The organism is Billgrantia zhangzhouensis, assembly GCF_021404465.1.
Lineage (GTDB): Bacteria > Pseudomonadota > Gammaproteobacteria > Pseudomonadales > Halomonadaceae > Halomonas > Halomonas zhangzhouensis.
The window spans coordinates 112264-135343 of record NZ_JABFTT010000011.1; the positions used below are offsets into that span (position 1 = coordinate 112264).

A 23080-nucleotide genomic window follows, 5' to 3' on the forward strand; every position below is an offset into this window, starting at 1 on the left:
GGAATCTTGCGCTCATGGTGGACCTGTTTCTTCGTTTCGAACGTCAGTTGACGCGCCTGGCCATGGCGGTCGCGGTGGTCATGCTGGTGGTGTCGGTCTCCTTCAGCTTCTATCAGGTACTGACCCGGTTCGTGTTCAATGCGCCCTCCACCTGGTCGGAGGTGGCGGCACGCACGGCAATGATCTGGTGCGTGTTCATGGCGGCCGCCGCGACCTTCCGCGGCGGCTACATGATGGCTGTGGAAGCGATCTACAAGGTGGTGCCGGGGCGCCTGTTGCCAGTATTGGAGATCGCCATCGTGTTGTGCTGCCTGTTGGTGCTGGCGGTGCTGATCCACTTCGGCATCCTGATGACCCAGCGGGTCAGCAACCAGACCATGTCGGGCATGAACGTCTCCATGGCCTACGCCTATGCTGCGATCCCCGTTGGTGCCGGTTTCGCCATGGTGGCGGTGCTGGCGCGACTCCTGGCGCAGCTCAGCGGGCGTGAGGCGCTTGGTCCCGACCTGGGCGACGCCTCGCCGGAAGTGGAAATGCACGACCCGAGGCAGACGATACCCGAAAGCAACGACGCTCCCCGTCGGGGAGGGACACGCCCATGAATCTGGTCATCGGCCTGTCGCTGATCATCCTGTTCGCCTTCGGTGTGCCGATTGCCGTATCGATCATGCTGGCTTCGATCATCGGCATCGAGTTCTTCACCCGGCTGCCGCTGCTGCTGGTGCCCCAGCAGATGTTCATCGGCATCGACAAGTTCCCGCTGATGGCAATCCCGTTCTTCATTCTCGCCGGCAACCTGATGGCGGCGGGCGGCATCTCCCAGCGGCTGGTGGATCTGGCCAAGTCGATCGTTGGCGGCGTGCAGGGCGGCCTGGCGATGACCTGCGTGCTCACCTGCATGATGTTTGCCGCCGTGTCCGGCTCCAGCGTGGCGACTACCTTCGCCATCGGTGCCATCCTGATCCCGGCGATGGTGCGCCACGGCTACCCCAAGCCGCTGGCGGCCTCGATCCAGGCCTCTTCGGCGGAACTCGGCGTGCTGATCCCGCCGTCGATCCCGTTGATCCTGTTCGGCGTCAGCACCGACACCTCCATCGGTCAGCTGTTCCTGGCCGGCGTGGGGCCGGGATTGCTGATCGGCATGGCGCTGATCCTGTTTCTCTACCTGTTCTGCAAGGTGCGCGGCTACGGCCTGGAGGATCACAAGGACAGCATCAGCTTCGTGGTCTCCTTCAAGCGCGCCTGGGCGGCACTGCTGATGCCGGTGGTGGTGATCGGCGGGATCTACGGTGGCGTGTTCACCCCCACCGAGGCGTCGGCGGTGGCGGTGTTCTACGCCTTGCTGGTCGGCGGGTTCTACTACCGCGAGCTGAAGGCCGCCGACCTGTGGCCGATCCTGCGCCAGAGCGTGATCTCGACGGCTGCGGTGATGCTGATCATCGCCGCCGCCTCGCTGTTCAGCTTCCTGATCAGCCGCACCGGCCTGCCGGGCCACATCGCCGGCTGGGTCACCCAGGTGTTCGACAGCCCGATGACCTTCCTGCTGGCGGTCAACGTGCTGCTGCTGCTCGTCGGCATGTTCATCGAAACCTCCGCTGCCATTCTGGTGCTGGCGCCGATCCTCACGCCGATCGCCATGCAGTTTGGCGTCCATCCGGTGCACTTCGGCCTGATCATGGTGGTCAACCTGGCACTCGGCATGATCACCCCGCCGCTGGGCGTCAATCTGTTTGCCGCCTGTGCGGTGGCCAGGATATCCATCGACCAGATGCTGCCCTGGTTGGCGCGTTTCGTACTGGTGGTGTTGGCTTGCCTGGTGGCGATTACCTACCTGCCGTGGATCTCCATGGGCTTGGTATGGCTGGTCTATTAGCGAAGAAACGAGGCTTCGCTCGAGGAACGACAACGACAATGACAAGAGACAAGGAGGAAACATGACCGCTTTGCCCGTAACCCCCCCGAGCGACGCCCTGATCGGCGGCGAATGGGTGCCGACCCAGGCGCTGCTGGAGGTGCAGACGCCCTCCAGTGGTCAGACCATTGCGCAGATCGCCCGCTGCCAGACGGAGGAGATCATGGTCGCGGTGGATGCCGCGAGACGCGCCTTTGCCGGCAGCGTAGGCAATTGGGCCCGCTGGACGGCCCGGCATCGTGGCGAGTGGCTGCTGGCCTTCGCCGACGCCATTGACGCCGACCGCGACAACCTGGCGGCGCTGGAGTGCGCCGACACCGGCAAGCCGATGACCCAGGCACGCGGCGACATTGCCGCCTGCGCCCGCTATTTCCGTTTCTATGGCGGCGGGGCCGACAAGCTGCACGGCGAGACGATCCCGTTCGACGAAGGCTTCGCCGTGCTTACCCTGCGCGAACCCTATGGCGTATGTGCCCAGATCATTCCCTGGAACTATCCGGCGCAGATCTTCGGTCGCTGCGTGGCGGCGGCCTTGGCTGTTGGCAACACCGTAGTGCTCAAGCCCGCCGAGGACGCCTGTTTGAGCGTGCTGCGGCTGGCCCAGTTGGCCCAGGAGAACGGCTTGCCGCCCGGCGTGTTGAACGTGGTGCCGGGGCTGGGGCATGAAGCGGGGGCGGCCCTGGCGTCGCATCCGGCCATCGACCACCTCTCGTTCACCGGCTCGCCCGAGACAGGCACTCATGTGGCCCAGGCCGCAGCGGCGCACCATGTGCCGGTGACGCTGGAACTGGGTGGCAAGTCACCGCAGATCGTCTTTGCCGATGCCGACCTCGAGGCCGCGCTGGAAGCGGTAGTGCGCGGTATCGTGCAGAACGCCGGCCAGACTTGCTCGGCCGGCAGCCGCCTGCTGGTGGAGGCGAGCTGCGCCGAGGCGCTGTTGCGAGCGCTGGCCGAACGTTTCTCGACGCTGCACTGTGCTGCCGGCGAGGCGGATGCCGACTGCGGGCCGTTGATCAACGCCCGCCAGAAGGCCCGGCTGGAGGCGAGCCTGGAAGCCGCCCAGGCCGATGGCGTGCGGGTGGCGGCCAAGGGGCAACTGGCCGAAGGAGCACCGAGCGGCGGTCACTTCGTCGTGCCACAGTTGCTCACCGACATACCCGCTGGCCACGCCGTGCTACGCGAAGAGCTGTTCGGCCCCGTGCTGGCGGTGCAGGTCTTCCACGACGAAGCTGAGGCGCTGCGGCTGGCCAACGCCACCGACTTCGGTCTGTGTGCAGGCATTTGGACCCGCGACGGGGGTCGTCAGCTGCGCCTGGCCAAGGGCATTCGCAGCGGCCAGGTATTCATCAACAACTATGGTGCGGGCGGCGGCATCGAGCTGCCGTTCGGCGGCGTGGGGCGCTCCGGGCACGGTCGCGAGAAGGGCTTCGAGGGGTTGCGCAGCTATACGCGACTGAAGACCGTGGCACTGAAGCACGGATGATCCGAAAGCGGCCGGCAACGAGACATCGGTGAAGAGGAGAAGTGGCATGAAGCAATCACGCAAGGTTGGCCTGATCGGAGTCGGCCTGATGGGGCATGGCATCGCCGCCAACATTCTGCGCGGAGGGCATGCACTGTGCTTCCTGGATCACCCGGGCAACCAACCGGTGGAGGACCTGCTGGGCGCTGGTGCGGTGGCCAAGAGCAACGGACGCGAGGTGGCCGAGGCCGCCGAGGTAGTGATTCTGTGCGTGACCGGCTCGCCCCAGGTGGAGGCGGTGCTGTTCGAGCCGGGCGGGGTGCTCGAAGGACTGGCGCCCGAAACGGTGATAATCGACTGTTCCACGGCGCTGCCGAGCTCCACCGAACGGGTTGCCGCCCGAGTGGAAGCGGCGGGCGGGCGTTTCATGGACGCCGCCATGACCCGCACGCCCAAGGAAGCCGAGGAGGGGCGGCTGAACCTGATCGTCGGCGCGCCGGAGGCGCTGTTCACCGAGGTGCGCCCGCTGCTCGAGTGCTTCGCCGAGAACATCGCCCACGCCGGGCCGGTAGGAGCGGGCCATACCCTGAAGCTGTTGCACAACTTCGTTTCGCTGGGCTTCACCGCGGTATTGGCCGAAGCCGCGGCAGCCTCGCGCCGGGCCGGCATCGACGACGCGGCGCTGCTCGACGTACTGGGCAAGGGCGGCGGCGGCGGAGTGGTGCTCGAGCGGCTACGCCCTTACATCGAAGCCGACGATCCTTCGGGGTTTCGCTTCAGCGTGGCCAATGCGCTCAAGGACATCGGCTACTACCGCACCATGACCGAGGATCTCGCCGCCGAGCATGGCGTGGCCGAGGCGGTGCTGGCGCTCTATCGGCAGGCCAGCGACTCGGGTCATGCCGAGCGGCCGGTGCCTGAACTGGTCAGCCTGCTGGAGGGAAAATGAACTCAGGCGTGCGTGGTGGCGTCAGCTTCGGGCAGACGGCGTAGCGGGTCCTGGCGGAAGTAGCGCCTGAGCAGGTCGTAGAGTTCGGAGTAGGCGCCGCTGAGCACGTCGGGGGCGCTGAAGAAGTACTCGCAGCATACGGCGAAGCACTCGCCGGGGTGGGTGGCGGCGTAATCGTCGATGGGCGGCGCCTCGCCGCGTTCGAGGTGCGCCTGCAAGTCATCCCACACTGCGGTGAAGACGCGGTGCCACTCCTTCGGGTCCAGGTCGCGAGGCAGCGGCGGGAAACCATCGACGTCGAGCGAGTTGCTCATGTCGAGCTTGTGGGCCACCTCGTGAATGACCACGTTGAAGCCGGTGAAGTCGCCGCTCTCCATCAGGTCGGGAAAGGCCACCACCACCGGGCCCTGGTGCGAGGTCTCTCCCGCCCGCTCGTCCTCGTAGGCGTGCATCACGCCGAATTCGTCCATCTCCTCCACCTGGCGGTGGAAGGCGTCGGGCAGGATCAGGATTTCGTGAAAGCCGCCGAACGCCTCGTCGTGGTCATCTTCCGACCAGCCCAGCGTCAGCAGGCAGGCCTGGGCAGCCAGAGCGAGCTGCGCGGGCTCGTCGAACGGTGTGCTCGCGGCCAGGTCGGGGTGCATGCTCAGGCGCTTGGCATGCAGGAAGCGCCAGGCACGCCGCCCCAGACGCATGGCCTCGTCATCGCCGAGGAAGGCCAGCAGCGGCAGGCGTGAGCGGGCCTCGGCCCAGGCCTTCGCCGGGAACGGGTGGCGGGCCTCGAAGCGTTCGGCCCGCCAGCGGCGCAGGCGACCAAACATGGCTCAGCTCTCTTCCTGCCGTGCGCCGGACTTCCACGACCAGTCGCGCCAGCGCAGGTCGAAGAGATCCTTGCGTCGGTCCTTGAGATTGGTTACCGAGCCCTCGGCGCGCACCACGGTGAGCCGGGTGAGGTCGAGGTCCGAGAAGATCACCATCTCGGTGTTGGGCGTGGTCTCGGAGAGCACGGCGTCGTGAGGGAAGGCGAAGTCCGAGGGCGAGAACACCGCCGACTGGGCGTACTGGATGTCCAGGTTACGAATCGACGGCACGTTGCCCACGCTGCCGCACAGCACCACGTAGCACTCGTTCTCGATGGCTCGCGCCTGGGCGCAGTGGCGCACCCGCAGGTAGCCGTTCTTGGTATCGGTCCAGAACGGCACGAACAGGATGTCCATGTCCTGGTCGGCCAGCAGTCGGCCGAGTTCGGGGAACTCCACGTCATAGCAGATCAGGATGCCGACGCGCCCGGCGTCGGTCTCGAACACGCGCAGTTCGTCGCCGCCTTCGATCACCCACTCGCGACGCTCCTGAGGGGTGATGTGGAGCTTGGACTGGTGCTCCACGTGGCCGTCGCGGTGGCACAAGTAGCTGACGTTGTAGAGCCGGTCGTCCTCGCCCACCTCGATCATCGAGCCGGCAATGATGTTAATGTTGTAGGAGACCGCCATGCGCGATATCTCGGTCTTGAACTGCTCGGTGAAACCGGCCAGGTAGCGAATGGCGGCGAGCTGGTCCTGCTGGGTGGCGCGGTCCTGCAGGCCCATCAGCGGTGCATTGAACAGCTCCGGGAAGACGGCAAAATCGCTCTGGTAGCTGGAGATGGCGTCGACGAAGTACTCCACCTGCTGCAGCACCGACTCCACCGAGGCGCACTCGCGCATCTGCCACTGCACCGCCCCCACGCGCACCTGGGTGGGGCGGTTCTCCAATACCCGCTCGGCGGGTTCATAGAGAATGTTGTTCCACTCCAGCAGAGTGGCGTAACCCTGGGATTTCTCGTCTTCGGGCAGATACTTGCGCAACAGCCGCTTGACCTGGAAGTCGTTGGCCAGTTGGAACGACAGGATCGGGTCGTAGATCGCCTTACGTGCCACCTGTTCGATGTACTCGGTGGGCGAGAGCTCCCCGGCGTGTTCGTGGTACTGGGGGATGCGCCCTCCGGCCAGTATCGCCCGTAGGTTGAGCGAGCGGCACAGCTCCTTGCGCGCTTCGTAGAGGCGTCGGCCCAGGCGGTAGCCGCGATAGGCGGGATGGATCAGCACGTCCAGCCCGTACATGGCATCGCCTTCGGGGTCGTTGAGGATGATCTCGCGGTTACCCACCAGGTCGTCATACTTGTGTGGATTGGAGAACTCGTCGTAGTCGACCCGCACGGTCAGCGCCACGCCCACCAGCCGCTCGTCGTCCTCGATGGCGATCTGGCCGTCGGGGAACTCCTGGATCAGCCGGTCGATGGAATGCTGCGGCCAGGCGCCACCGATGTCGTCGTAGACGGCATCCATCAGCTGCTTGAGCTGAGGGTAATCGTCCTGCGTCAGGTTGCGGAGATTGAGATGCAGGTCGTCAAGGGACATTGCGCTCGGTTCCTGATCAGGGGAAAACCGCCATTCTAGCATGCGGTAAGGCCGCCAGGACGTCGCCATCGGTCGTCATTCCGTCATCGCTTCGTCATCGAAAGGCGCCAGGATGGCCGCAGATTGTCGAATTACCGGCTACGCTGAGTTCGGGAGAATTGATGACAGCCATGCCACGCCTTCACGGGCAACGCGGATGCAGCATGAACCCAGACAATAACAATCAGCGACGCCAGAGTTCGCATGTCGACCTGAGGAACCGTCAGCAAATCCGGCTCGAGAGCGTCAGCAAACGCTGGGGCGAGACCGTGGCCGTCGACAGCATCGGCTTCGACGTGGCGCCGGGCGAGTTCGTCATCCTGCTCGGTCCCTCGGGCTGTGGCAAGTCGACCACACTGCGCATGATCGCCGGGCTCGAGCAGGCCAGCGCCGGGCGTATCCACATCGGTGAGCGTGACGTTACCCACCTGCCGCCTGGCGACCGGGGCATCAGCATGGTGTTCCAGTCCTACGCGCTATTTCCCCACCTCAACGTGGCCGACAACATCGTCTTTGGCCTGCGCAGCCGCAAGGTGCCCAAGACCGAGCGGCGCGATCGGCTGGCGCGAGTGGCCCAACTGGTCGATCTCGAAGCTTATCTCGAACGCAAGCCGGCGCAGCTCTCCGGCGGCCAGCGCCAGCGGGTCGCCCTGGCTCGGGCGATCATCTCCGAACACCCCATCTGCCTGATGGACGAGCCACTCTCCAACCTTGACGCCCGCCTGCGCGGCGAGATGCGCCGCGAGATCAAGGCGTTGCAGCAGCGTCTCGGCATGACGGTAATCTACGTCACCCATGATCAGGTGGAGGCAATGAGCATGGGCGACCGAGTGATTCTGATGCAGGACGGCGGCATCGTGCAGGATGGTACGCCTGAAGAGCTCTACGCCAAGCCGGCGACGGCGTTCGCCGCCGGTTTCATTGGCGGCCCGGCGATGAACCTGGTAATGCTCGCCGCTGCCGCCGACGGTGCGGTGATCGAAGGCGAGCCTCACTGCAGTGTGGCGGCTCACGAGGCCAAGGGCCACTGGCTGGGTGTGCGTCCTGAGGATATCCGCTTGCTGCCGGCCGACGCCCACGGCGTGCCCGCCGAGGTGGTCGACGCCGAATACCTTGGTGCCGACAGCATCGTACGGCTCAAGGTCGGCAGTCAGCAGTTGCGTGCGCGGCTCGACGGCAAGCCGGCCGTCACTGCCGGTTCGGCGTGCCGTCTGCAGTGGCGCCGCGAGGCGGCGCATTTCTTCGACGCAAGCGATGGGCGGCGGCTGGCGATTGTGGGACACGACCTTGCCGCGCCTCCCGGACGTCACCGTATCGAGCCGGGCCTTTCCACCGCGGCGCAGGCGCCATTGCAAGACAACGAGGCCCGAGCCTCGTCCAACCACGTAGGGAACGACTCTTCAGGAGTGAACCGATGAACGCACGCTTCACGCTCACCAAGAGCGGCCGGATGAGCGCAATGGCCCTGGTCGGCCTGCTGGCAAGCGGCCCGCTGACCGCCCAGGCCCAAACCGAACTGACCATGTACTATCCGATCTCTGTGGGTGGGGCCCTGACCGACGTGATCGATGGCTTGGTGGCTGAGTTCGAGAACGAGCATCCCGATATCTCGGTGAATGCCATCTACGCCGGTAACTACGACGATACCCGGGTACGGGCCATGTCGGCCATCGAGGCGGGTAATGCGCCGCAGCTCTCTGTGCTGTTCTCCATCGACCTGTTCGACCTGCTGGAGCAGGACGCCATCATCGCGTTCGATGAAGTCATCGAGACCGACGAGGAGCGCGAATGGCTCGATGGTTTTTATCCGGGGCTGATGGAGAACGGCCAGATCGACGGCCAGACCTACGGGATTCCGTTCCAGCGTTCCACCATCGTGCTCTACTGGAACAAGGACGCCTTCGAGGCAGCCGGGCTCGATCCGGAGACGCCGCCGGAGAACTGGGAGGAAATGGCCGAGATGGCCGCCGCGGTGCGCGAGGCAAGCGGCGGAGAGCAGTGGGGCGTGATGGTACCCTCCACCGGTTATCCCTACTGGATGTTCCAGGCCTTCGCCTTCCAGAACGGCCACCGACTGATGAACGAGGAAGGCACCGAGGTCTACTTCGACGACCCGGCCGCCATCGAGGCACTGGAGTATTGGGTGTCGCTCTCTCGCGATCACCAGGCCATGCCCGACGGCACCATCGAATGGGGCACGCTTCGCCAGAACTTCATTGAGCAGGCCTCCGCCATGATGTGGCACACCACCGGCAACCTCACTGCGGTGCGTAATGAGGCGGGCTTCGATTTCGGCGTGGCGATGCTGCCCATGAACACCCAGCGCGGCAGCCCCACCGGCGGCGGCAACTTCTACCTGTTCAAGGACAGCAGCGAGGAGGAGCAGCGCGCGGCGATGACCTTTATCCGCTGGATGACGGATCCCGAGCGTGCCGCGGCCTGGTCGATCGAGACTGGCTACATGGGCGTAAGCCCGGCGTCCTATGAGACCGAGGCACTGCGCAACTACGTCGAGGAGTTCGCGCCAGCGGCGGTGGCCCGCGACCAGCTCGAGCATGCCACGGCGGAGCTGGCCACCTATCAGGGCGGACGGGTGCGCCGGGCGCTGGACAATGCCGTGCAGGCGGCGCTGACCGGGCAGATGTCGCCGGAGGAGGCGCTCAAGCAGGCCCAGGCCGAAGCCGATGCTGCCTTGCGCCGCTACGCACGCTCCCGCTGAGGTAATGAGACGACGCTAGCAGGGAGCCGGGGCAAGCCATGCTGATCCACAACGCCGACCGACGCATGCAGATCTACGGTGCGCTGTTGCTGCTGCCGGCGGCGGTGTTGCTCGGTACCTTTGCCTATCTGCCCACCGTGGCGACGTTGATCAACAGCTTCTTCCTGCCCGGCTTTCGTGGCGCGCCGCCGGAGTTCGTCGGGCTCGAGAACTACACCGTGCTAATGGAGGACCGTACCTTCTGGCGGGTGGCGCGCAACAACCTTCTCTATGCGCTCGGCACCATTCCGACTTCCATTGCCCTGGCGCTGGGCATGGCGCTGTTCGTCAACGCCCGCCTGCCGGGGCGCGGCCTGGTGCGTATGGCCTACTTCACCCCGACCATCCTGCCGATGATCGCCGCAGCCAATATCTGGATGTTCTTCTACGCGCCGCAGATCGGCCTATTCAACAAGCTGCTCGGCGCGCTGGGGCTCTCCGGCGTCAACTGGCTGGGCGACCCCGGCGTGGCGTTGACCTCGGTGATCGTGATGACGGTGTGGAAGGAGGCCGGCTTCTTCATGATCTTCTACCTGGCGGCGCTGCAGAGCATCCCGCCGGAATTGAAGGAGGCCTCGGACCTGGAAGGTACCAGCCGCTGGAGCTTCTTCTGGCGGGTGACTTTCCCGCTGCTGATGCCGACCACACTGTTCGTGCTGATCAATGCGCTGATCAATGCCGTGCGGGTAGTCGACCACCTGTTCATCCTGACCAAGGGCGGGCCCAACAACGCCACCAACCTGCTGCTCTACTACGTCTACGAGAACGCCTTCTCGTTCTTCGACCGCACCTATGCCGCCACCATCACCGTGGTGATCCTGCTGGTGCTGGCGATGGTGGCCACGCTCAAGTTCACCGTGATCGATCGCAGAACGCACTATCAATAAAGGTCGCGAGACAATGAACCAGACCGCGATTCCAGCTACTGCTCGTAAGTCGTTTCTCTTGAGGATACCGAGCCTCGAGACAACGGCCGCCTGGCTGCTGGCCATCGTCTGGATATTTCCGCTGCTCTACGCTATCTGGGCCGCCTTCCATCCGCCGGCCTACATGGTGCGCTTCGACCTATTCGCCCCGCTGACGCTGGATAACTTCGCCAACGCCTGGGCCCAGGCGCCATTCGCCCGCTACTACCTCAATACCTTCCTGCTGGTCACCGGCGTGGTGCTGGCGCAGTTCGTGGTCTGTACCCTGGCGGGCTTCGCCTTCGCCCGCTTCCCCATCCCCGGTCGCGATGCGCTGTTCATGCTGGTGCTGATTCAGCTGTTCGTTTTTCCCGAGGTGCTGATCGTCGAGAACTATCGTATTGCCAGCGGCCTGGGGCTAGTCGATACCATTACCGGGATCGGGCTGCCTTACGTCGCCAGCGCCTTCGGCATCTTCCTGCTGCGCCAGACCTTCAAGACCATCCCCCGCGAGCTGGAGGAGGCGGCCCGGGTGGAGGGCTGCGGCTGGATGGCGATCCTGCTCAAGGTCTACGTGCCCTTGGCTAAGCCGACCTACCTGGCCTACGGCCTGGTCTCGATTAGCCATCACTGGAACAACTTCCTGTGGCCGCTGGTGGTGACCAACTCGGTGGAGAGCCGCCCGCTCACCGTAGGGCTCGGCATCTTCTCGGCACCCGAGACCGGCGTCAACTGGGCCACCGTCAGTGCCGCTACGCTGCTCAGCATCGCCCCGCTGCTGGTCGCCTTCCTGCTGTTCCAGCGCCAGTTCGTGCAGTCGTTCCTCAGGGCGGGGATTCGCTAGGAAGCATCGTAGTTGCCGGGGGGGCGTACCAAGAAGATCAGCGACGGGTGGGCGCTATCAGCGCTTCCAGTTCAAGTTCTGGATAACGGCTGGCCACCTTGGCGACATCCTTGCGGGTTTCCTCGATGATCCAGTCGCGCACCTCGGCGGCAGCCGAGCTCAGTGGCTTCTTGCGTGAGTGGATGAGATGACAGAGGCGTTCGGTTGCGATGGCGGTTGACTTGGCGGGAGCCGGCATCAGCGCGCCGGTGTCCAGCCAATACGAGACGACATTCATCCAACCTACGGCAATGCCCTGGCCTAGCAGGGCGGCCTGCAACACAACGGCATAGTCCGAGAAGACCAGCGAGTGGGCGCTGCCCAGCGCTTCGCTCTGGAAGCCGGGGAACAGTTCGAACCAGTCGATGCGGCTATCACTCAGGCTGATGAGCGTGACGCCTGAGTCGCGGTGTTCACCAGTCAGATGTTGTTCGTGATAAGCCGGGCTGCACACGGGCACCAGTATCTCTGGCAGAATCAGTGCAGCCTGGTGGTGGACGTCCTCCCCGCTGACGAACCTCATGCCCAGATCGACATCTTCCACCGAACCACCCACCGAACCGGAGATCAGTTGGAAGCGCAGGTCGATGGAAGGAAACTCGGCTTGGAGCTTGTGCATGCGCGGCATCAGCCAATGGGTGGTGAAGGCGGTCGACACCGATAAGGTGACCGTCTCGAGCCCTGTGCTACGGGCTCTGATTTCCTGGATTGCCCTCTCGATGCTCTGAAAGCCCTCAGTGATTCCCTGATACAGAATCTTGCCATTCTCGGTCAGCACGGTGCCGTTTGGCGTGCGCAGGAAGAGCTGCACCTCCAGATGACTCTCCAGAAGCGACAGCATGCGGCTGACCGCCGGCTGGGTGACTCCCAGTTCGGCAGCCGCCTTGGTGAAATTGCCGCAGCGTGCGGCCGATTCGAAGACGAACAGGGCGTTGGCGCTGGGTAGTTGGCGGCGTAAGGTTGGCATGACATAAGGTTATGGAAAGGCAAAGAATTTCGCAATTGCCGGCTATCTTTCGATCTGCTGTACTCAATTCCAATAGCTATTTACACAATAATAAGACGAGGTTTTCCATGAAAAAACGAGACAGTGTCGGCGTCTCTATCCGCTCGGTCAGTAAGCGCTATGGCGGTACGACTGCCCTGGATGACATAACTTTAGATATTGAGCCTGGTGAGTTCGTCTCGCTCCTCGGCCCCTCGGGGTCGGGCAAGACCACGCTGCTTGGTGCCCTCGGTGGGTTCGTGTTGCCTTCATCCGGCTCGGTGTGGGTTGGCGATCAGGACATGACCTACATGCCGCCTCACAAGCGCAATATTGGCGTGGTTTTCCAGAGCTACGCGCTGTTCCCACACATGACGGTCGGCGAGAACGTTGCGTTTCCTCTACGTGCCCGAAGGCTTCCCAAGTCCACCTGGCCGGAGCGAGTGCGCCAGGCGCTGGCAATGGTGGAACTCGACGGCTACCAGGAGCGTGGCATCTCACAGCTCTCGGGTGGGCAGCGCCAACGGGTGGCCCTGGCTCGAGCCATGGTTTTCGAGCCTCGCTTGATCCTGATGGACGAACCGCTGTCTGCGCTGGACAAACAGCTGCGCGAGACGATGCAGATCGAGCTGCGCCAACTGCATCGCAAGCTGGGCGCGACCATCGTCTACGTAACCCATGATCAGCGTGAGGCGCTGACCATGAGCGATCGAGTGGCGATTCTCAAGGACGGCCGGCTGGTGCAGATCGGCACCCCTGAAACGCTGCACAACGAGCCCGAGGATTCCTTCGTGGCAAGCTTCATTGGCGACTCCACATTGTTGCCGGTGACGCGAGTCGATGCGCACAGAGTCAAGCTTGGCAAGCTCACTCTGCACTCGGCAAGACCGCTGCCACCGCATTCTGAACTGCTCCTTGCCGTACAAACCGAGAAGCTGTTGATCGATGACGGGCACCACGAGGCCGGGGTCAACCGCCTGCACTGCCGCGTGCGTGAAATCGTCTACCAGGGTGACAGCCTGCGGCTGTTTCTCGAAATGGACGATGGCTCCGCCATCAGCCTACGCCAACCCAGCCACCATATGGGGCAGCAGAAGATTCCACCGATCGGCGAAAGCCTGACAGTGGTCCTGCATCCGGAGGACACCATCGTCGTGCCCCGCACCGGATGTCGACACCCGGCGGCACACGTCGCCTGACGTTATCTCGAAGCACAAGAAACAGGAGTCATTGACGATCATGGAACTTTCCAACTTCAAAGTTCTGACTTTCGATGTCGTGGGCACGCTGATCGATTTCGAAACGGGTGTGTTGGACGCGGTTCGTCGACTGGGTGGAAGCGCGGCCCTGGACCTGAGCGACACCGCCATCTTCGACGCCTACAAGCGTGGGCGTGACCGCTTCCCGGGGCGGTCGAGCAGCGCCATGGCCGATGTCTACCGCTCCCTGGCCGAGGAGCTGAAGCTGCCTGCTGAGCCAGCAATCGCGGAAGCCTTCCAGATGGCGGTGTTTCGCTGGCCGGCGTTCGAGGATTCGGTGGATGCCCTCAAACGCCTGCGCAAGCACTACCGGCTGGTAGCCATGACCAATGCCGATCGCACCGCCTTTTCATGCTACTCCCATACCCTGGAAGACCCGTTCGACGATAGCGTCACTTGCGACGATACCGGAGTGGCCAAGCCCAACCCCCAGTTCTTTGCCTACAACCGGGGACGTCAGGCGGCCAATGGCTACAAGTTCTCGGAAATCCTGCACGTTGCCCAGAGCCAATACCACGATATCGGCGTTGCCAGCGAGCTTGGCTACACCACCTGCTGGATCGAGCGGCGCCAAGGGCAGCAAGGCTTTGGCGGCACCCCCGAGCCCAAGCAAGTGACTCGACCGGACTTCCACTTCGCTACGCTCAAGGCATTGGCCGACGCCGTGGAGGGCGTGTGACATGAGTGGGCCGTGGCCGGACACCGGCATTGCCTCGCTATGGTGCGACATGGCGGATACAGAGCTCGACCTGCCGTGTCTGCGGGGCGATGCTCAGGCCGATGTCGTCATCATCGGTGCTGGCTATACCGGCCTGACTGCGGCCCATCGCCTGGCACAGCTCGGCGTCGCTCCCCTGGTGGTGGACGCCAAGTCGGTCGGCTGGGGGGCCAGCGGCCGCAATGGCGGCGTAGTATCGGCTAAGTTCCGCCTGGCGTTTCCCGCCATCGCCCAGGGGCATGGCATGGAGGTGGCACGTCGTATGCACCGTCTCGCCCAACAATCGGTGAATGAGGTGGAGTCCCTGGTCGAGGAGTATGGCCTGGTGGGCGCCCGCTTCACCCGCTGCGGCAACCTGCGTTGTGCGCATACCGAGCGGGCGTTTGGCTACATCGCCGAGGAGGCGGAGTGGATGCGCCGTGAGCTGGGCGATGATTCGCTGTTTACGTTATCGGCGAGTGAGGTGGCCGAGGAGACGGGGTCTAGCGCCTTCACTGGCGGTGTCTTGAGTCGTGGTGTCGGCACCCTGCATCCCTTGAACTACGTGCGCGGTCTGGCCGAGGGCCTGACGCAACGTCACGGTGCGATCCTCTTCGAGCGCACACCGGTCACCGGCATTCGTCGCGATGCCAATGGAATTCGGGTCGTGACCGAGCAGGGGGAGATTCGTGCGCGCCAGGCCATCATGGCGACCAATGCTTACTCCGACCTCACCCCAGCAAGCAGCATGGTCAAGTCCCGGTTGGTGCCGTTTCGCAGCTCAATCATCGCCACCGAAGTGCTGCCGGCGGCGCTGCAACAACGACTGCTGGTCCATGCCAGGAGCTATGGAGAAACACGCCGCATGATGCGCTGGTTCCGCAAGGTAGATGGCCGCATCGTATTCGGCGGGCGTGGCGCTTTTGGTAAGCGCGATTCGAAGGCGGCGTTCGATGCCCTGCAGTGGGCGATGGTCGGGCTGTTTCCTGACTTGGCAGAAGTGTCTGTTACCCATCGCTGGTCGGGGCATGTCGGCATGACCATGGATGCGTTACCCCATGTGGGGCGGTTCGACGATCGACTCAGCTATGCGGCCGGCTATAACGGCGCGGGCGTGGCGATGTCCACCCTGCTGGGTCGTTTGGCGGCGGATTTCGCCATTGGCGAATCGCCGAACGTGGCGCTTCTGGAGGCGAGTCGTCTCAAGGCCGTACCGCTCTACCCTTTGCGGGAAGTGGCGGTGCGGCTAGTAGCGGGTTGGTATCAATTTCTCGACGCGATCGGACGCTGAGCCACATATGCAGCTCCTCTGAGTGCATATAGATCGCAAATGTCATCAGCAGCGGAGACAACAAGATGAAACAGACGCATGGCTTGAAGACTTTGATGGTAACCAGCGTGGCCCTAGCGGGAACAGTGGGAGTTTCCCACACCATGGCCGCGGGACAGATCACTTTCGTTTCCCAGGGCGGCGCCTATCAGGAGGCCCAAACGGTGGCCATCCTGGACCCCGTTGCCGAGGCGCTGAATATCACCATTCATCAGGAGAGCGCCCCGGATGCCTGGCCGATGATCCGCACCCAGGGAACCACCGGACAGGCCGTGTGGGACGTAGTCGACACGCCGCCGCTGAACTGCGTTCGTGGCGGCAACCAAGATCTGATCGAGCCGCTCGATTTCAGCCGGGTCCCCAACGCCGAATCGATGCCCGAGGAGTACAAGACCCCTTACTCCGTCGCCTATGAGTTCTATTCCAGCGTGCTGGCTTACAACCCCGATGCCTTCAATGGTAACCCGCCTGAGACGTGGGCGGATTTCTGGAACGTCGAGGAATTTCCCGGCAACCGCGCCCTGCGCAACCACCCCCTGGGAACGCTGGAAGCAGCGCTGCTGGCGGATGGGGTGACACCGGACGAGTTGTATCCACTGGATGTCGATCGCGCCTTCGAGAAACTGGAGGAGATCAAACCGCATATTTCTACCTGGTGGACCTCGGGAGGCCAGTCTGCCCAACTGCTCTACGATGGCGAAGTCGACATGTTGATGATGTGGAACGGGCGCGTCAGTGCCATCATGAACGAGGGCGCCAACGCCGATTTCACCTATAACGAAGGCATTCTTCAGAATACCCACCTCTGCATCATCAAGGGGGCGCCCAACCTCGATATGGCAGTCGAATTCCTCAATGCGGCCATCGACCCGCAATACCAGGCCAACCTGCCGCTGCATATCGACTATGGCCCGGGCAATCCGGCCGCTTTCGATATCGGCAAGATTCCAGAAGAGCGTGCCCGGGAACTGCCGAGCTACCCGGAGAACGCCGAGCGTCAGGTGCTGATGTCCTACGAGTGGTGGTCCTCTGCGGAAGGTGAGCAGGCCGAGCGTCGCTGGCTCGAGTTCATGCAGCAATGAGAACGCCGATGCCGCACACCTTAGGCCTTGTCCGAAAACTGGCTGCGCTCGGCCATACGGCGTTAAAAATCGGCTCAAAGTACTCATTTACACCTCGTAAACTCCATCTTTTTGCCGATTTTTGCCTTGTCTGGCCTTCGCTCGCCGACTTTTCAGACAAAAGCTTGGTGTGTGGCATCGGCTGTGTCGCCTCCACTGTCACGACAGGAGAAGCGCCTTGAAAGCCACCGCGATTCATGACCGCTACGCTGCCGCAAATGCCATCGACCCATCGCTGCGCCATCGGCGTCGTGAGCATGTCTTGATGATGATGCTAATGTCGCCGGCCGTGCTGGTGGTGTTTGCATTACTCATCGTGCCCTTGAGCTGGCTGATCATGCAGTCCTTCTATGCCGATGGTGCACTCAGCCTGGAGCATTACCGGCGAATCTTCACCGAAGGTATTTACTGGAACACCTTTTTCCTTACTTTTCGAATCAGTGTCATCGTTACCTTGCTGGCATTGCTGATGGGTTACCCGGTTGCCTATGCCGCCTCGATATTGCCGCAACGCTGGGCGATGCTGATTCTGGCCCTGGTGATCCTACCTTTCTGGACCAGTGTGCTGGTCAGGGCCTATGCCTGGCTGATCCTGCTGCAGCGCTCCGGCGTGGTCAATCAGACCCTGATAGCCAGCGGCCTCACCGATTCGCCGCTGGCGCTGATGCACAACGAGCTCGGCACTATCATCGCCACCGTGCACATCCTGCTGCCGTTCATGGTGCTGCCGTTGTACGCCACCATGCAGAAGATTCCTCAGGACCTCGTGCAGGCGGGGGCCAGCCTGGGTGGAAGCCCGTTGCACGTTTTCATGCGGGTGTTCTTTCCCTTGTCGCTGAGCGGTGTGTTGGCGGGGATGACGCTCGTGTTCGTGCTGTGCCTGGGTTTCTACATCACACCGGAGCTGGTGGGCGGCGGCCGTACAGTCATGGCATCAATGTTGGTCAGTCGCAATATTCAGCTGTACAGCGATTGGGGTGCCGCCAGTGCCGTCAGCGTGGTGCTGCTGATCTGTGTGCTGGCCATCTTCTATGTGGTCAGCCGCCTGGTTCCCCTTGAGAGAATACTCGGTGCGAAATGAATAAATTATCCTTGGGTCGGATCGTCTTCATTGGTTACGTGGCGTTGGTGCTGGTCTTCCTGATCTTGCCGGTTCTCATCGTGCTACCCATGTCGTTCTCGGACAGCCGCTTCCTCTCCTTTCCACCATCCAATTACTCGTTTCGTTGGTACGAAACGTTCTTCGGCAATCCTGGCTGGATGGCGGCGGCAAAGACCAGCCTGATCGTGGCATTTTCTACGGCCCTGATCGCCACACCGATTGGTATAGCGGCGGCCTATGCCATCAATTGCTCGACGCACCAGCTGATGCGCTACCTGAAGATCGTACTGTTGTTACCGCTGATCGTGCCGATCATCATCGTCGCCACGGGCGTGTTCTTCATCTATGCGTTGTCGGGGATGCTGTACACCATCCCCGGCTTGATCATGGCCGATGTGATGCTGGCGCTACCCTACGTGATCACGGCGGTCACTGCAGGCCTGCATGGATTCGATCAAACGCAAGAAATGGTGGCGAGAAGTCTGGGCATGAACCGCTTTCGCAGCTTTATGGTCGTTACCCTGCCGCAAATCATGCCCAGCGTGGTGACCGGGGCGATCTTCGCCTTCATCCAGGCACTGGATGAAACCATGGTGGCGTTGTTCATTTCCGGTGGTCAGAACCAGACTCTGACGGTGCGTATGTTCACCGCGCTGCGTGATGAGATAGACCCGACCATTGCCGCCATCAGCACGTTGCTGACTGCCACATCATTTGCGCTTGTGATGTTGATGGTCATGGCGCGTAAGCAGGTACCGGCATGAAGGCGGTAATAGACTTGGCAAACCAACCTTGGCTTCGGGGAGAGGAGACTGCATGAGCGCTCGACTCATCCGGTTGGAAAAGCATCATATAGCTCAGGCCGTGAGACTCTCCACCGAGGTGGGCTGGCCACATCGTATCCAGGATTGGCATCTGCTGATGACCCTTGGCCAGGGCTATGCGCTAGTCGAGGAGCAAACGCTAATCGGGACGGTGCTGTACTGGTCGTTCAGCGCCCAGCTTGCGACATTGGGATCCGTCTTGGTGTCTCCAGTCCATCAGCGAAAGGGATTAGGAAAGCGTCTTGCCGAGGCGGCAATGGCGTCGATCACGGCGTCACGCATCGAGCTGTATTCCACCACTGAAGGTATTGGCCTGTATCGTGCTCTGGGGTTTAGCCCGTCTGGCTGGGTTCATCAGTGCCAAGGCATGTCGCGACGTGACGGCGATACGCTGCTAGGGGCTAATCCCTTCCCGCCGCATGGTGTGCGACTGGTCCTGTCAAGAGATGCCAAAGCGTTGTCAGCACTTGATGTCCAGGCCGTAGGCAGTCCGCGTCATGAGCTACTGCATGCCTTGCTGGAAGAGGGGGAAGCCTTGGTAATGGAAGAGCCAGGTGGCCAATTGGCCGGCTTCGCCTTGAATCGAGAATTCGGCCACGGCCATGTCATCGGTCCGGTGATCGCGCTGACCCCGAGAATAGCCCAGACACTGATCGATGCCTGGCTCGAGCAACTGGCGGGGCGTTTCGTAAGACTGGATACCCCAGATGCCGAACTATCCAACTGGCTCGCAAAGCGAGGGCTTAAAGAGGTCGGGCGTGTTCAATGCATGGTGGCTGGCGACACTCTGCCTTCAACAGGGCCCGCATGTCGTTATGCTCTTGCGAGTCATGCTCTAGGCTAAAATGGGAGTTATTTTGGTGAGTTTCGTCTACAACGCCGACCCTGAGCGCGGCTGGGAGTGGCAGCGCTTGTTTGCGCAGCGTGCGCCGGATATTGATTTTCGCTTGTGGCCGGATATTGGTAGTCCCGAAGAGGTGCGCTATCTAGGCACCTGGGCGCCGATAGAAGATCTGGCTCGTTTCTCCAACCTTGAAGTCGTTTTCTCGCTCGGGGCCGGTGTCGATCAGTTCGATTTCGCTGCCATACCCCCCCAGGTACCGCTGGTGCGTATGCAGGAACCAGGCATCGTTGCCACTATGCAGGAGTATGTGGCCATGGCGGTGCTGGCGCTGCATCGCAACCTGATCGATTACATCGCCCAGCAGCGCGAGGCGAACTGGCAGGCCTGGCGGGTACGCCCCGCCTCGCAGTGCCGCGTGGGCATCCTCGGGCTGGGGCAGTTGGGCGCCGCCGCAGCTCAGCGCCTGACCGCCCTGGGCTTTGCCTGTCAGGGTTGGAGCCGCACACGCCGTCAGCTCGAAGGTGTGGCGTGTTTTGCCGGTGACGACGAGTTATCGAGCTTCCTGTCCAGCAGCCAAGTACTGGTCTGTCTGCTGCCGCTGACCGCCGAGACCCGAGGCATTCTCAATGCCGAGCTGTTCGCGCAGTTGCCCCACGGTGCCTCGCTGGTCAATGTTGGCCGCGGCCCGCACCTGGTCATGGCTGACTTGTTGGAGGCGCTGGACAGTGAGCATCTATCGGCAGCCGTGCTGGATGTGCTCGACCCCGAGCCACCTCCCGCGGATCACCCGCTGTGGCGCCATCCGCGTGTTTTGTTGACGCCTCACGTGGCCAGCATGACCCAGCCCGAAAGCGCGATCGAGATGGTGCTGGATAACATTGCCCGACACCGCGTAGGGCAGAAGATGGTAGGCACCGTTGATCGAACGCGTGGCTATTGAGCGATTCTTTTGCATCGTTGGCTCGATCTGCGTGTCGCCCGCGCTCGCTATTGTTCTGCTGCCACCTGACGCAGGCACTCGATCGCCTGTTGGCAGGTGGGTGTCTTCATTTTGCCGCGCAGGGTGATGATGCCCACTGGTGGGAGTTCGATGGGAATCTCCAGCGGCAGGATCTTGAGCAGCCCTTGCGTCTCGAAGTGGTGTGCCACGCCATATGCTAGGTAGCCGATGGCGGGACGCTGCTGCACGAAGGTCAGGGTGGCGAGGAAGGAGGCTGTTTCGATCAGATCGGCAGGCGGATTGAGGCCATGCTTGTAGAACATCTGGTTGAGTTTCACCCGTGACGAGGCCCAGGGGGGAGGCACTACCCAGGCCAGCTCGGCAAGGTCGCCCCATTGAGGTGAAGGGTTGGCGGCAATGGGGTGTGAAGGGGTGGCGACCACGCACATCGCTTCGTCGTAGAGCGCTTCGGTCTCTAAGTCTGGTGCTGCGTAGCCGGGTTCGAGACGGCCGATCAGGAGATCTAGTTCACCCACACGCAGGCGTGGCAGAAGGCGCTTTAGATCGCCCTCTTCGACGAGCGCTGTGCTGTTGGGGGAGTGTGCCTTGAGCCGCTGCATGGCGTGAACCAGCAAACCTGGCGTTGCCACTACCATGGCACCGATGCTAACGCGGCCGGCAGCGCCGCTCTCGACAGCGGCGATCTCGTCCCGCGTGCGGCCGTAATCGGCCAGTACCGAGCGGGCGAAGCGCACCACCGTTTCGCCGTAGGCCGTGGGCTCGGTGCCGCGGGTCGAGCGCAGGAACAGCTTGAGACCGAACATGCGTTCGATTTCGGCCAGCATCTTTGACACGGCGGGCTGGGTCAACGACAGGAACTCGGCGACGCGTCCGATATGACGAAATTCGTCTAGCGCGACCAGCAGCTGTAGATGGCGGAGCTTCAGGTTGGAACGTAGGACGCGATCGATATCGCCCATGACAGTGCACCCCTCCTCTTCATGCCATTAAGGTTATGAAGAGAGTCTATAGTTTCATTTTAACGTCATATAGGGGCAGCTCATACTCAGCGCAACTATATTCCAGCGCCCGACGAAGGAGCCAGGCCTTTGACCATGGAAACTCCCTCCCTCCCGTTGATCCGGCTACATGCCAATGACAATGTTCTGATAGCCCGAGACGGCTTGGGTCTCGGTCAGTGGTTGCCCGAGCTGGGCGTAAAGTCCCGGGCCCAGGTGCCGGCAGGGCATAAGATCGCGGCCCGTGAGATTGCGGCCGGCGAGGCGGTCAAGAAGTACGATACGGTGATCGGTGCGGCGAGCCGCGACATCGCTTCTGGGGAGCATGTGCATACCCATAACGTTACCCTGACCGAGGTCGACCGCGATCCGGCCTTCTGCCAGGAGGTACGACCGGTGGAGTACGTACCGGAGGCTGAGCAGGCCACTTTTCAGGGTATCGTTCGGCCGGACGGCCGGGTCGGCACGCGCAATTTCATCGGTATTCTCTCCTCGGTGAACTGCTCTGCCACGGTGATCAAGCATATCGCCGACCATTTCACGGCGGAGCGACTGGCCGACTATCCCAATGTGGATGGCGTGGTGGCCTTCGCCCAGACCAGCGGCTGCGGCATGTCCTCACCGAGCTATCACTTCGACCTGCTGCGCCGTACCCTGGCCGGCTATGCGCGGCACCCCAATTTCGCCGGAGTGCTGATCGTGGGGTTGGGCTGTGAGCGTAACCAGGTAGCGGGTCTCGTCGAATCCCAGGGGCTTGAGTTGGGTGCCCAGGTGCGCACCCTGGTGATGCAGGAGAGTGGCGGAACTCGTGAAGCCATCGCCGCCGGCATCGCTGCCATCGAGGCGATGCTGCCCGAGGCCGACCGAATCGAGCGCCAGTCGGTAAGTGCCAGCCATCTCAGTATCGGGTTGCAGTGTGGCGGTTCGGACGGCTTCTCTGGAATCTCGGCCAATCCGGCACTGGGGGCAGCCATGGATATCCTGGTGCGCCATGGGGGTACTGCCATCCTATCGGAAACGCCGGAGATCCATGGCGTCGAATTCATGCTCACGCGCCGCGCGGTGTCGCCCGAAGTAGGCCAGAAGCTGCTCGACCGCCTGGCGTGGTGGAAGGAGTACACCCACGGCCACAGCGGCCAGTTCAATGGCGTGGTGGGGCCTGGCAACCAGGCCGGTGGCTTGGTCAACATCGTCGAGAAATCCCTAGGCTCGGCGATGAAGGGCGGTACCACGCCATTGCAGGAAGTGTATGAATATGCCGAACCGATCAAAGCCTCGGGACTGGTATTCATGGACTCACCGGGCTACGACCCGGTATCGGCAACCGGCCAGATTGCCAGTGGCGCCAACTTGATCTGCTTCACCACTGGGCGTGGATCGATGTTCGGCTCCAAGCCGGCGCCCACCATCAAGCTGGCTTCCAACACCGCCATGTTCGAGCGCCTGCGCGACGACATGGACATCAACTGCGGTCAGGTCATCGACGGCACCGTTAGTATCGAGGCGATGGGCGAGCAGATCTTCGCGCATATTCTGCGTGTGGCCTCTGGGGAGCGCAGCTGCAGCGAGCGGCTTGGACTCGGGGACCATGAATTTGTGCCGTGGCACGTCGGCATAGTCAGCTGATGGCAACGTCGACCAAAACAGAGAGGAGC

General features: G+C 62.6%; 22 protein-coding genes. 18 read left to right on the forward strand and 4 right to left on the reverse strand.

Translation table 11 applies throughout. The features are described 5' to 3' along the window. The first annotated feature begins 14 nt into the window (after positions 1-14). From HOP51_RS14935 to HOP51_RS14950, 4 genes are all read left to right on the forward strand, one after another. On the forward strand, positions 15-602 hold the full coding sequence (locus HOP51_RS14935; protein WP_234274702.1) for a TRAP transporter small permease: 588 nt from the start codon (positions 15-17) through the stop codon (positions 600-602). Continuing rightward, the gene (locus HOP51_RS14940; RefSeq protein ID WP_234274703.1) at positions 599-1873 is read left to right on the forward strand and encodes a TRAP transporter large permease; all 1275 of its coding nucleotides are present in this window, start codon (positions 599-601) and stop codon (positions 1871-1873) included. Before HOP51_RS14935 ends, HOP51_RS14940 begins: the two co-directional genes overlap by 4 nt. Positions 1874-1934: 61 nt before the next feature. Beyond that, positions 1935-3395, forward strand: a complete 1461-nt coding sequence (locus tag HOP51_RS14945) for an aldehyde dehydrogenase family protein (RefSeq protein ID WP_234274704.1) — start codon at positions 1935-1937, stop codon at positions 3393-3395. Positions 3396-3441: 46 nt separating this feature from the next. Then, positions 3442-4323: an NAD(P)-dependent oxidoreductase gene (locus HOP51_RS14950; protein WP_234274705.1), complete on the forward strand. Its 882-nt coding sequence runs from the start codon at positions 3442-3444 to the stop codon at positions 4321-4323. Between the two features lie 2 nt (positions 4324-4325). Here the strand turns inward: HOP51_RS14950 and HOP51_RS14955 are convergent, their stop codons facing one another. After that, positions 4326-5144, reverse strand: a complete 819-nt coding sequence (locus tag HOP51_RS14955) for a M90 family metallopeptidase (RefSeq protein ID WP_234274706.1) — start codon at positions 5142-5144, stop codon at positions 4326-4328. Between the two features lie 3 nt (positions 5145-5147). Continuing rightward, positions 5148-6719, reverse strand: a complete 1572-nt coding sequence (locus HOP51_RS14960) for a bifunctional GNAT family N-acetyltransferase/carbon-nitrogen hydrolase family protein (protein ID WP_234274707.1) — start codon at positions 6717-6719, stop codon at positions 5148-5150. Between the two features lie 203 nt (positions 6720-6922). On the opposite strand from HOP51_RS14960, the gene HOP51_RS14965 reads away from it, so the two are divergent. Genes HOP51_RS14965 through HOP51_RS14980 form a run of 4 tightly spaced genes read left to right on the forward strand, consistent with a single transcriptional unit; the run spans position 6923 to position 11265 of the window. Beyond that, positions 6923-8176, forward strand: a complete 1254-nt coding sequence (locus HOP51_RS14965; RefSeq protein WP_234274708.1) for an ABC transporter ATP-binding protein — start codon at positions 6923-6925, stop codon at positions 8174-8176. Between the two features lie 41 nt (positions 8177-8217). Further along, entirely contained in the window at positions 8218-9477 is a 1260-nt protein-coding gene (locus HOP51_RS14970) for an ABC transporter substrate-binding protein (RefSeq protein WP_338073050.1), read from the forward strand. Between the two features lie 38 nt (positions 9478-9515). Continuing rightward, positions 9516-10403: a carbohydrate ABC transporter permease gene (locus tag HOP51_RS14975; RefSeq protein WP_234274710.1), complete on the forward strand. Its 888-nt coding sequence runs from the start codon at positions 9516-9518 to the stop codon at positions 10401-10403. Between the two features lie 13 nt (positions 10404-10416). Next, positions 10417-11265: a carbohydrate ABC transporter permease gene (locus HOP51_RS14980; RefSeq protein WP_234274711.1), complete on the forward strand. Its 849-nt coding sequence runs from the start codon at positions 10417-10419 to the stop codon at positions 11263-11265. A 37-nt stretch (positions 11266-11302) separates the two neighbouring features. Here the strand turns inward: HOP51_RS14980 and HOP51_RS14985 are convergent, their stop codons facing one another. Then, positions 11303-12271 carry a LysR family transcriptional regulator gene (locus tag HOP51_RS14985; protein ID WP_234274712.1) on the reverse strand — a complete coding sequence of 323 codons (969 nt, stop codon included), beginning with the start codon at positions 12269-12271 and terminating at the stop codon, positions 11303-11305. A gap of 107 nt (positions 12272-12378) precedes the next feature. On the opposite strand from HOP51_RS14985, the gene HOP51_RS14990 reads away from it, so the two are divergent. The 9 genes from HOP51_RS14990 (at position 12379) to HOP51_RS15030 (ending at position 20406) form a co-directional block, all read left to right on the forward strand. Continuing rightward, positions 12379-13488 carry an ABC transporter ATP-binding protein gene (locus HOP51_RS14990; RefSeq protein ID WP_234274713.1) on the forward strand — a complete coding sequence of 370 codons (1110 nt, stop codon included), beginning with the start codon at positions 12379-12381 and terminating at the stop codon, positions 13486-13488. Between the two features lie 40 nt (positions 13489-13528). Next, a complete protein-coding gene (locus tag HOP51_RS14995) occupies positions 13529-14227 on the forward strand; it encodes an HAD-IA family hydrolase (protein ID WP_234274714.1) in 699 nt (232 codons plus the stop codon). 1 nt (position 14228) lies between these two features. Continuing rightward, a complete protein-coding gene (locus HOP51_RS15000) occupies positions 14229-15536 on the forward strand; it encodes an NAD(P)/FAD-dependent oxidoreductase (RefSeq protein WP_234274715.1) in 1308 nt (435 codons plus the stop codon). 65 nt (positions 15537-15601) lie between these two features. Then, the gene (locus HOP51_RS15005) at positions 15602-16657 is read left to right on the forward strand and encodes an ABC transporter substrate-binding protein (RefSeq protein ID WP_234274716.1); all 1056 of its coding nucleotides are present in this window, start codon (positions 15602-15604) and stop codon (positions 16655-16657) included. 8 nt (positions 16658-16665) lie between these two features. Then, positions 16666-16878 carry a hypothetical protein gene (locus HOP51_RS15010; RefSeq protein WP_234274717.1) on the forward strand — a complete coding sequence of 71 codons (213 nt, stop codon included), beginning with the start codon at positions 16666-16668 and terminating at the stop codon, positions 16876-16878. Further along, on the forward strand, positions 16875-17777 hold the full coding sequence (locus HOP51_RS15015) for an ABC transporter permease (RefSeq protein ID WP_234274718.1): 903 nt from the start codon (positions 16875-16877) through the stop codon (positions 17775-17777). The genes HOP51_RS15010 and HOP51_RS15015 overlap by 4 nt, the downstream gene beginning before the upstream one ends. Then, positions 17774-18562, forward strand: coding sequence for an ABC transporter permease (locus HOP51_RS15020; protein ID WP_234274719.1), 789 nt, complete (start codon positions 17774-17776; stop codon positions 18560-18562). Before HOP51_RS15015 ends, HOP51_RS15020 begins: the two co-directional genes overlap by 4 nt. A 52-nt stretch (positions 18563-18614) precedes the next feature. Then, positions 18615-19466 (forward strand): GNAT family N-acetyltransferase, encoded by an 852-nt coding sequence (locus tag HOP51_RS15025; RefSeq protein ID WP_234274720.1) that lies wholly within the window; start codon positions 18615-18617, stop codon positions 19464-19466. 16 nt (positions 19467-19482) lie between these two features. Then, entirely contained in the window at positions 19483-20406 is a 924-nt protein-coding gene (locus tag HOP51_RS15030; protein ID WP_234274721.1) for a 2-hydroxyacid dehydrogenase, read from the forward strand. 47 nt (positions 20407-20453) lie between these two features. Here HOP51_RS15030 and HOP51_RS15035 read toward each other — a convergent pair whose 3' ends face one another. After that, positions 20454-21386, reverse strand: a complete 933-nt coding sequence (locus HOP51_RS15035) for a LysR substrate-binding domain-containing protein (protein ID WP_234274722.1) — start codon at positions 21384-21386, stop codon at positions 20454-20456. A 135-nt stretch (positions 21387-21521) separates the two neighbouring features. Between HOP51_RS15035 and HOP51_RS15040 the strand changes: the two genes are divergently transcribed. Then, on the forward strand, positions 21522-23051 hold the full coding sequence (locus tag HOP51_RS15040) for a UxaA family hydrolase (RefSeq protein ID WP_234274723.1): 1530 nt from the start codon (positions 21522-21524) through the stop codon (positions 23049-23051). Positions 23052-23080: the final 29 nt, after the last annotated feature.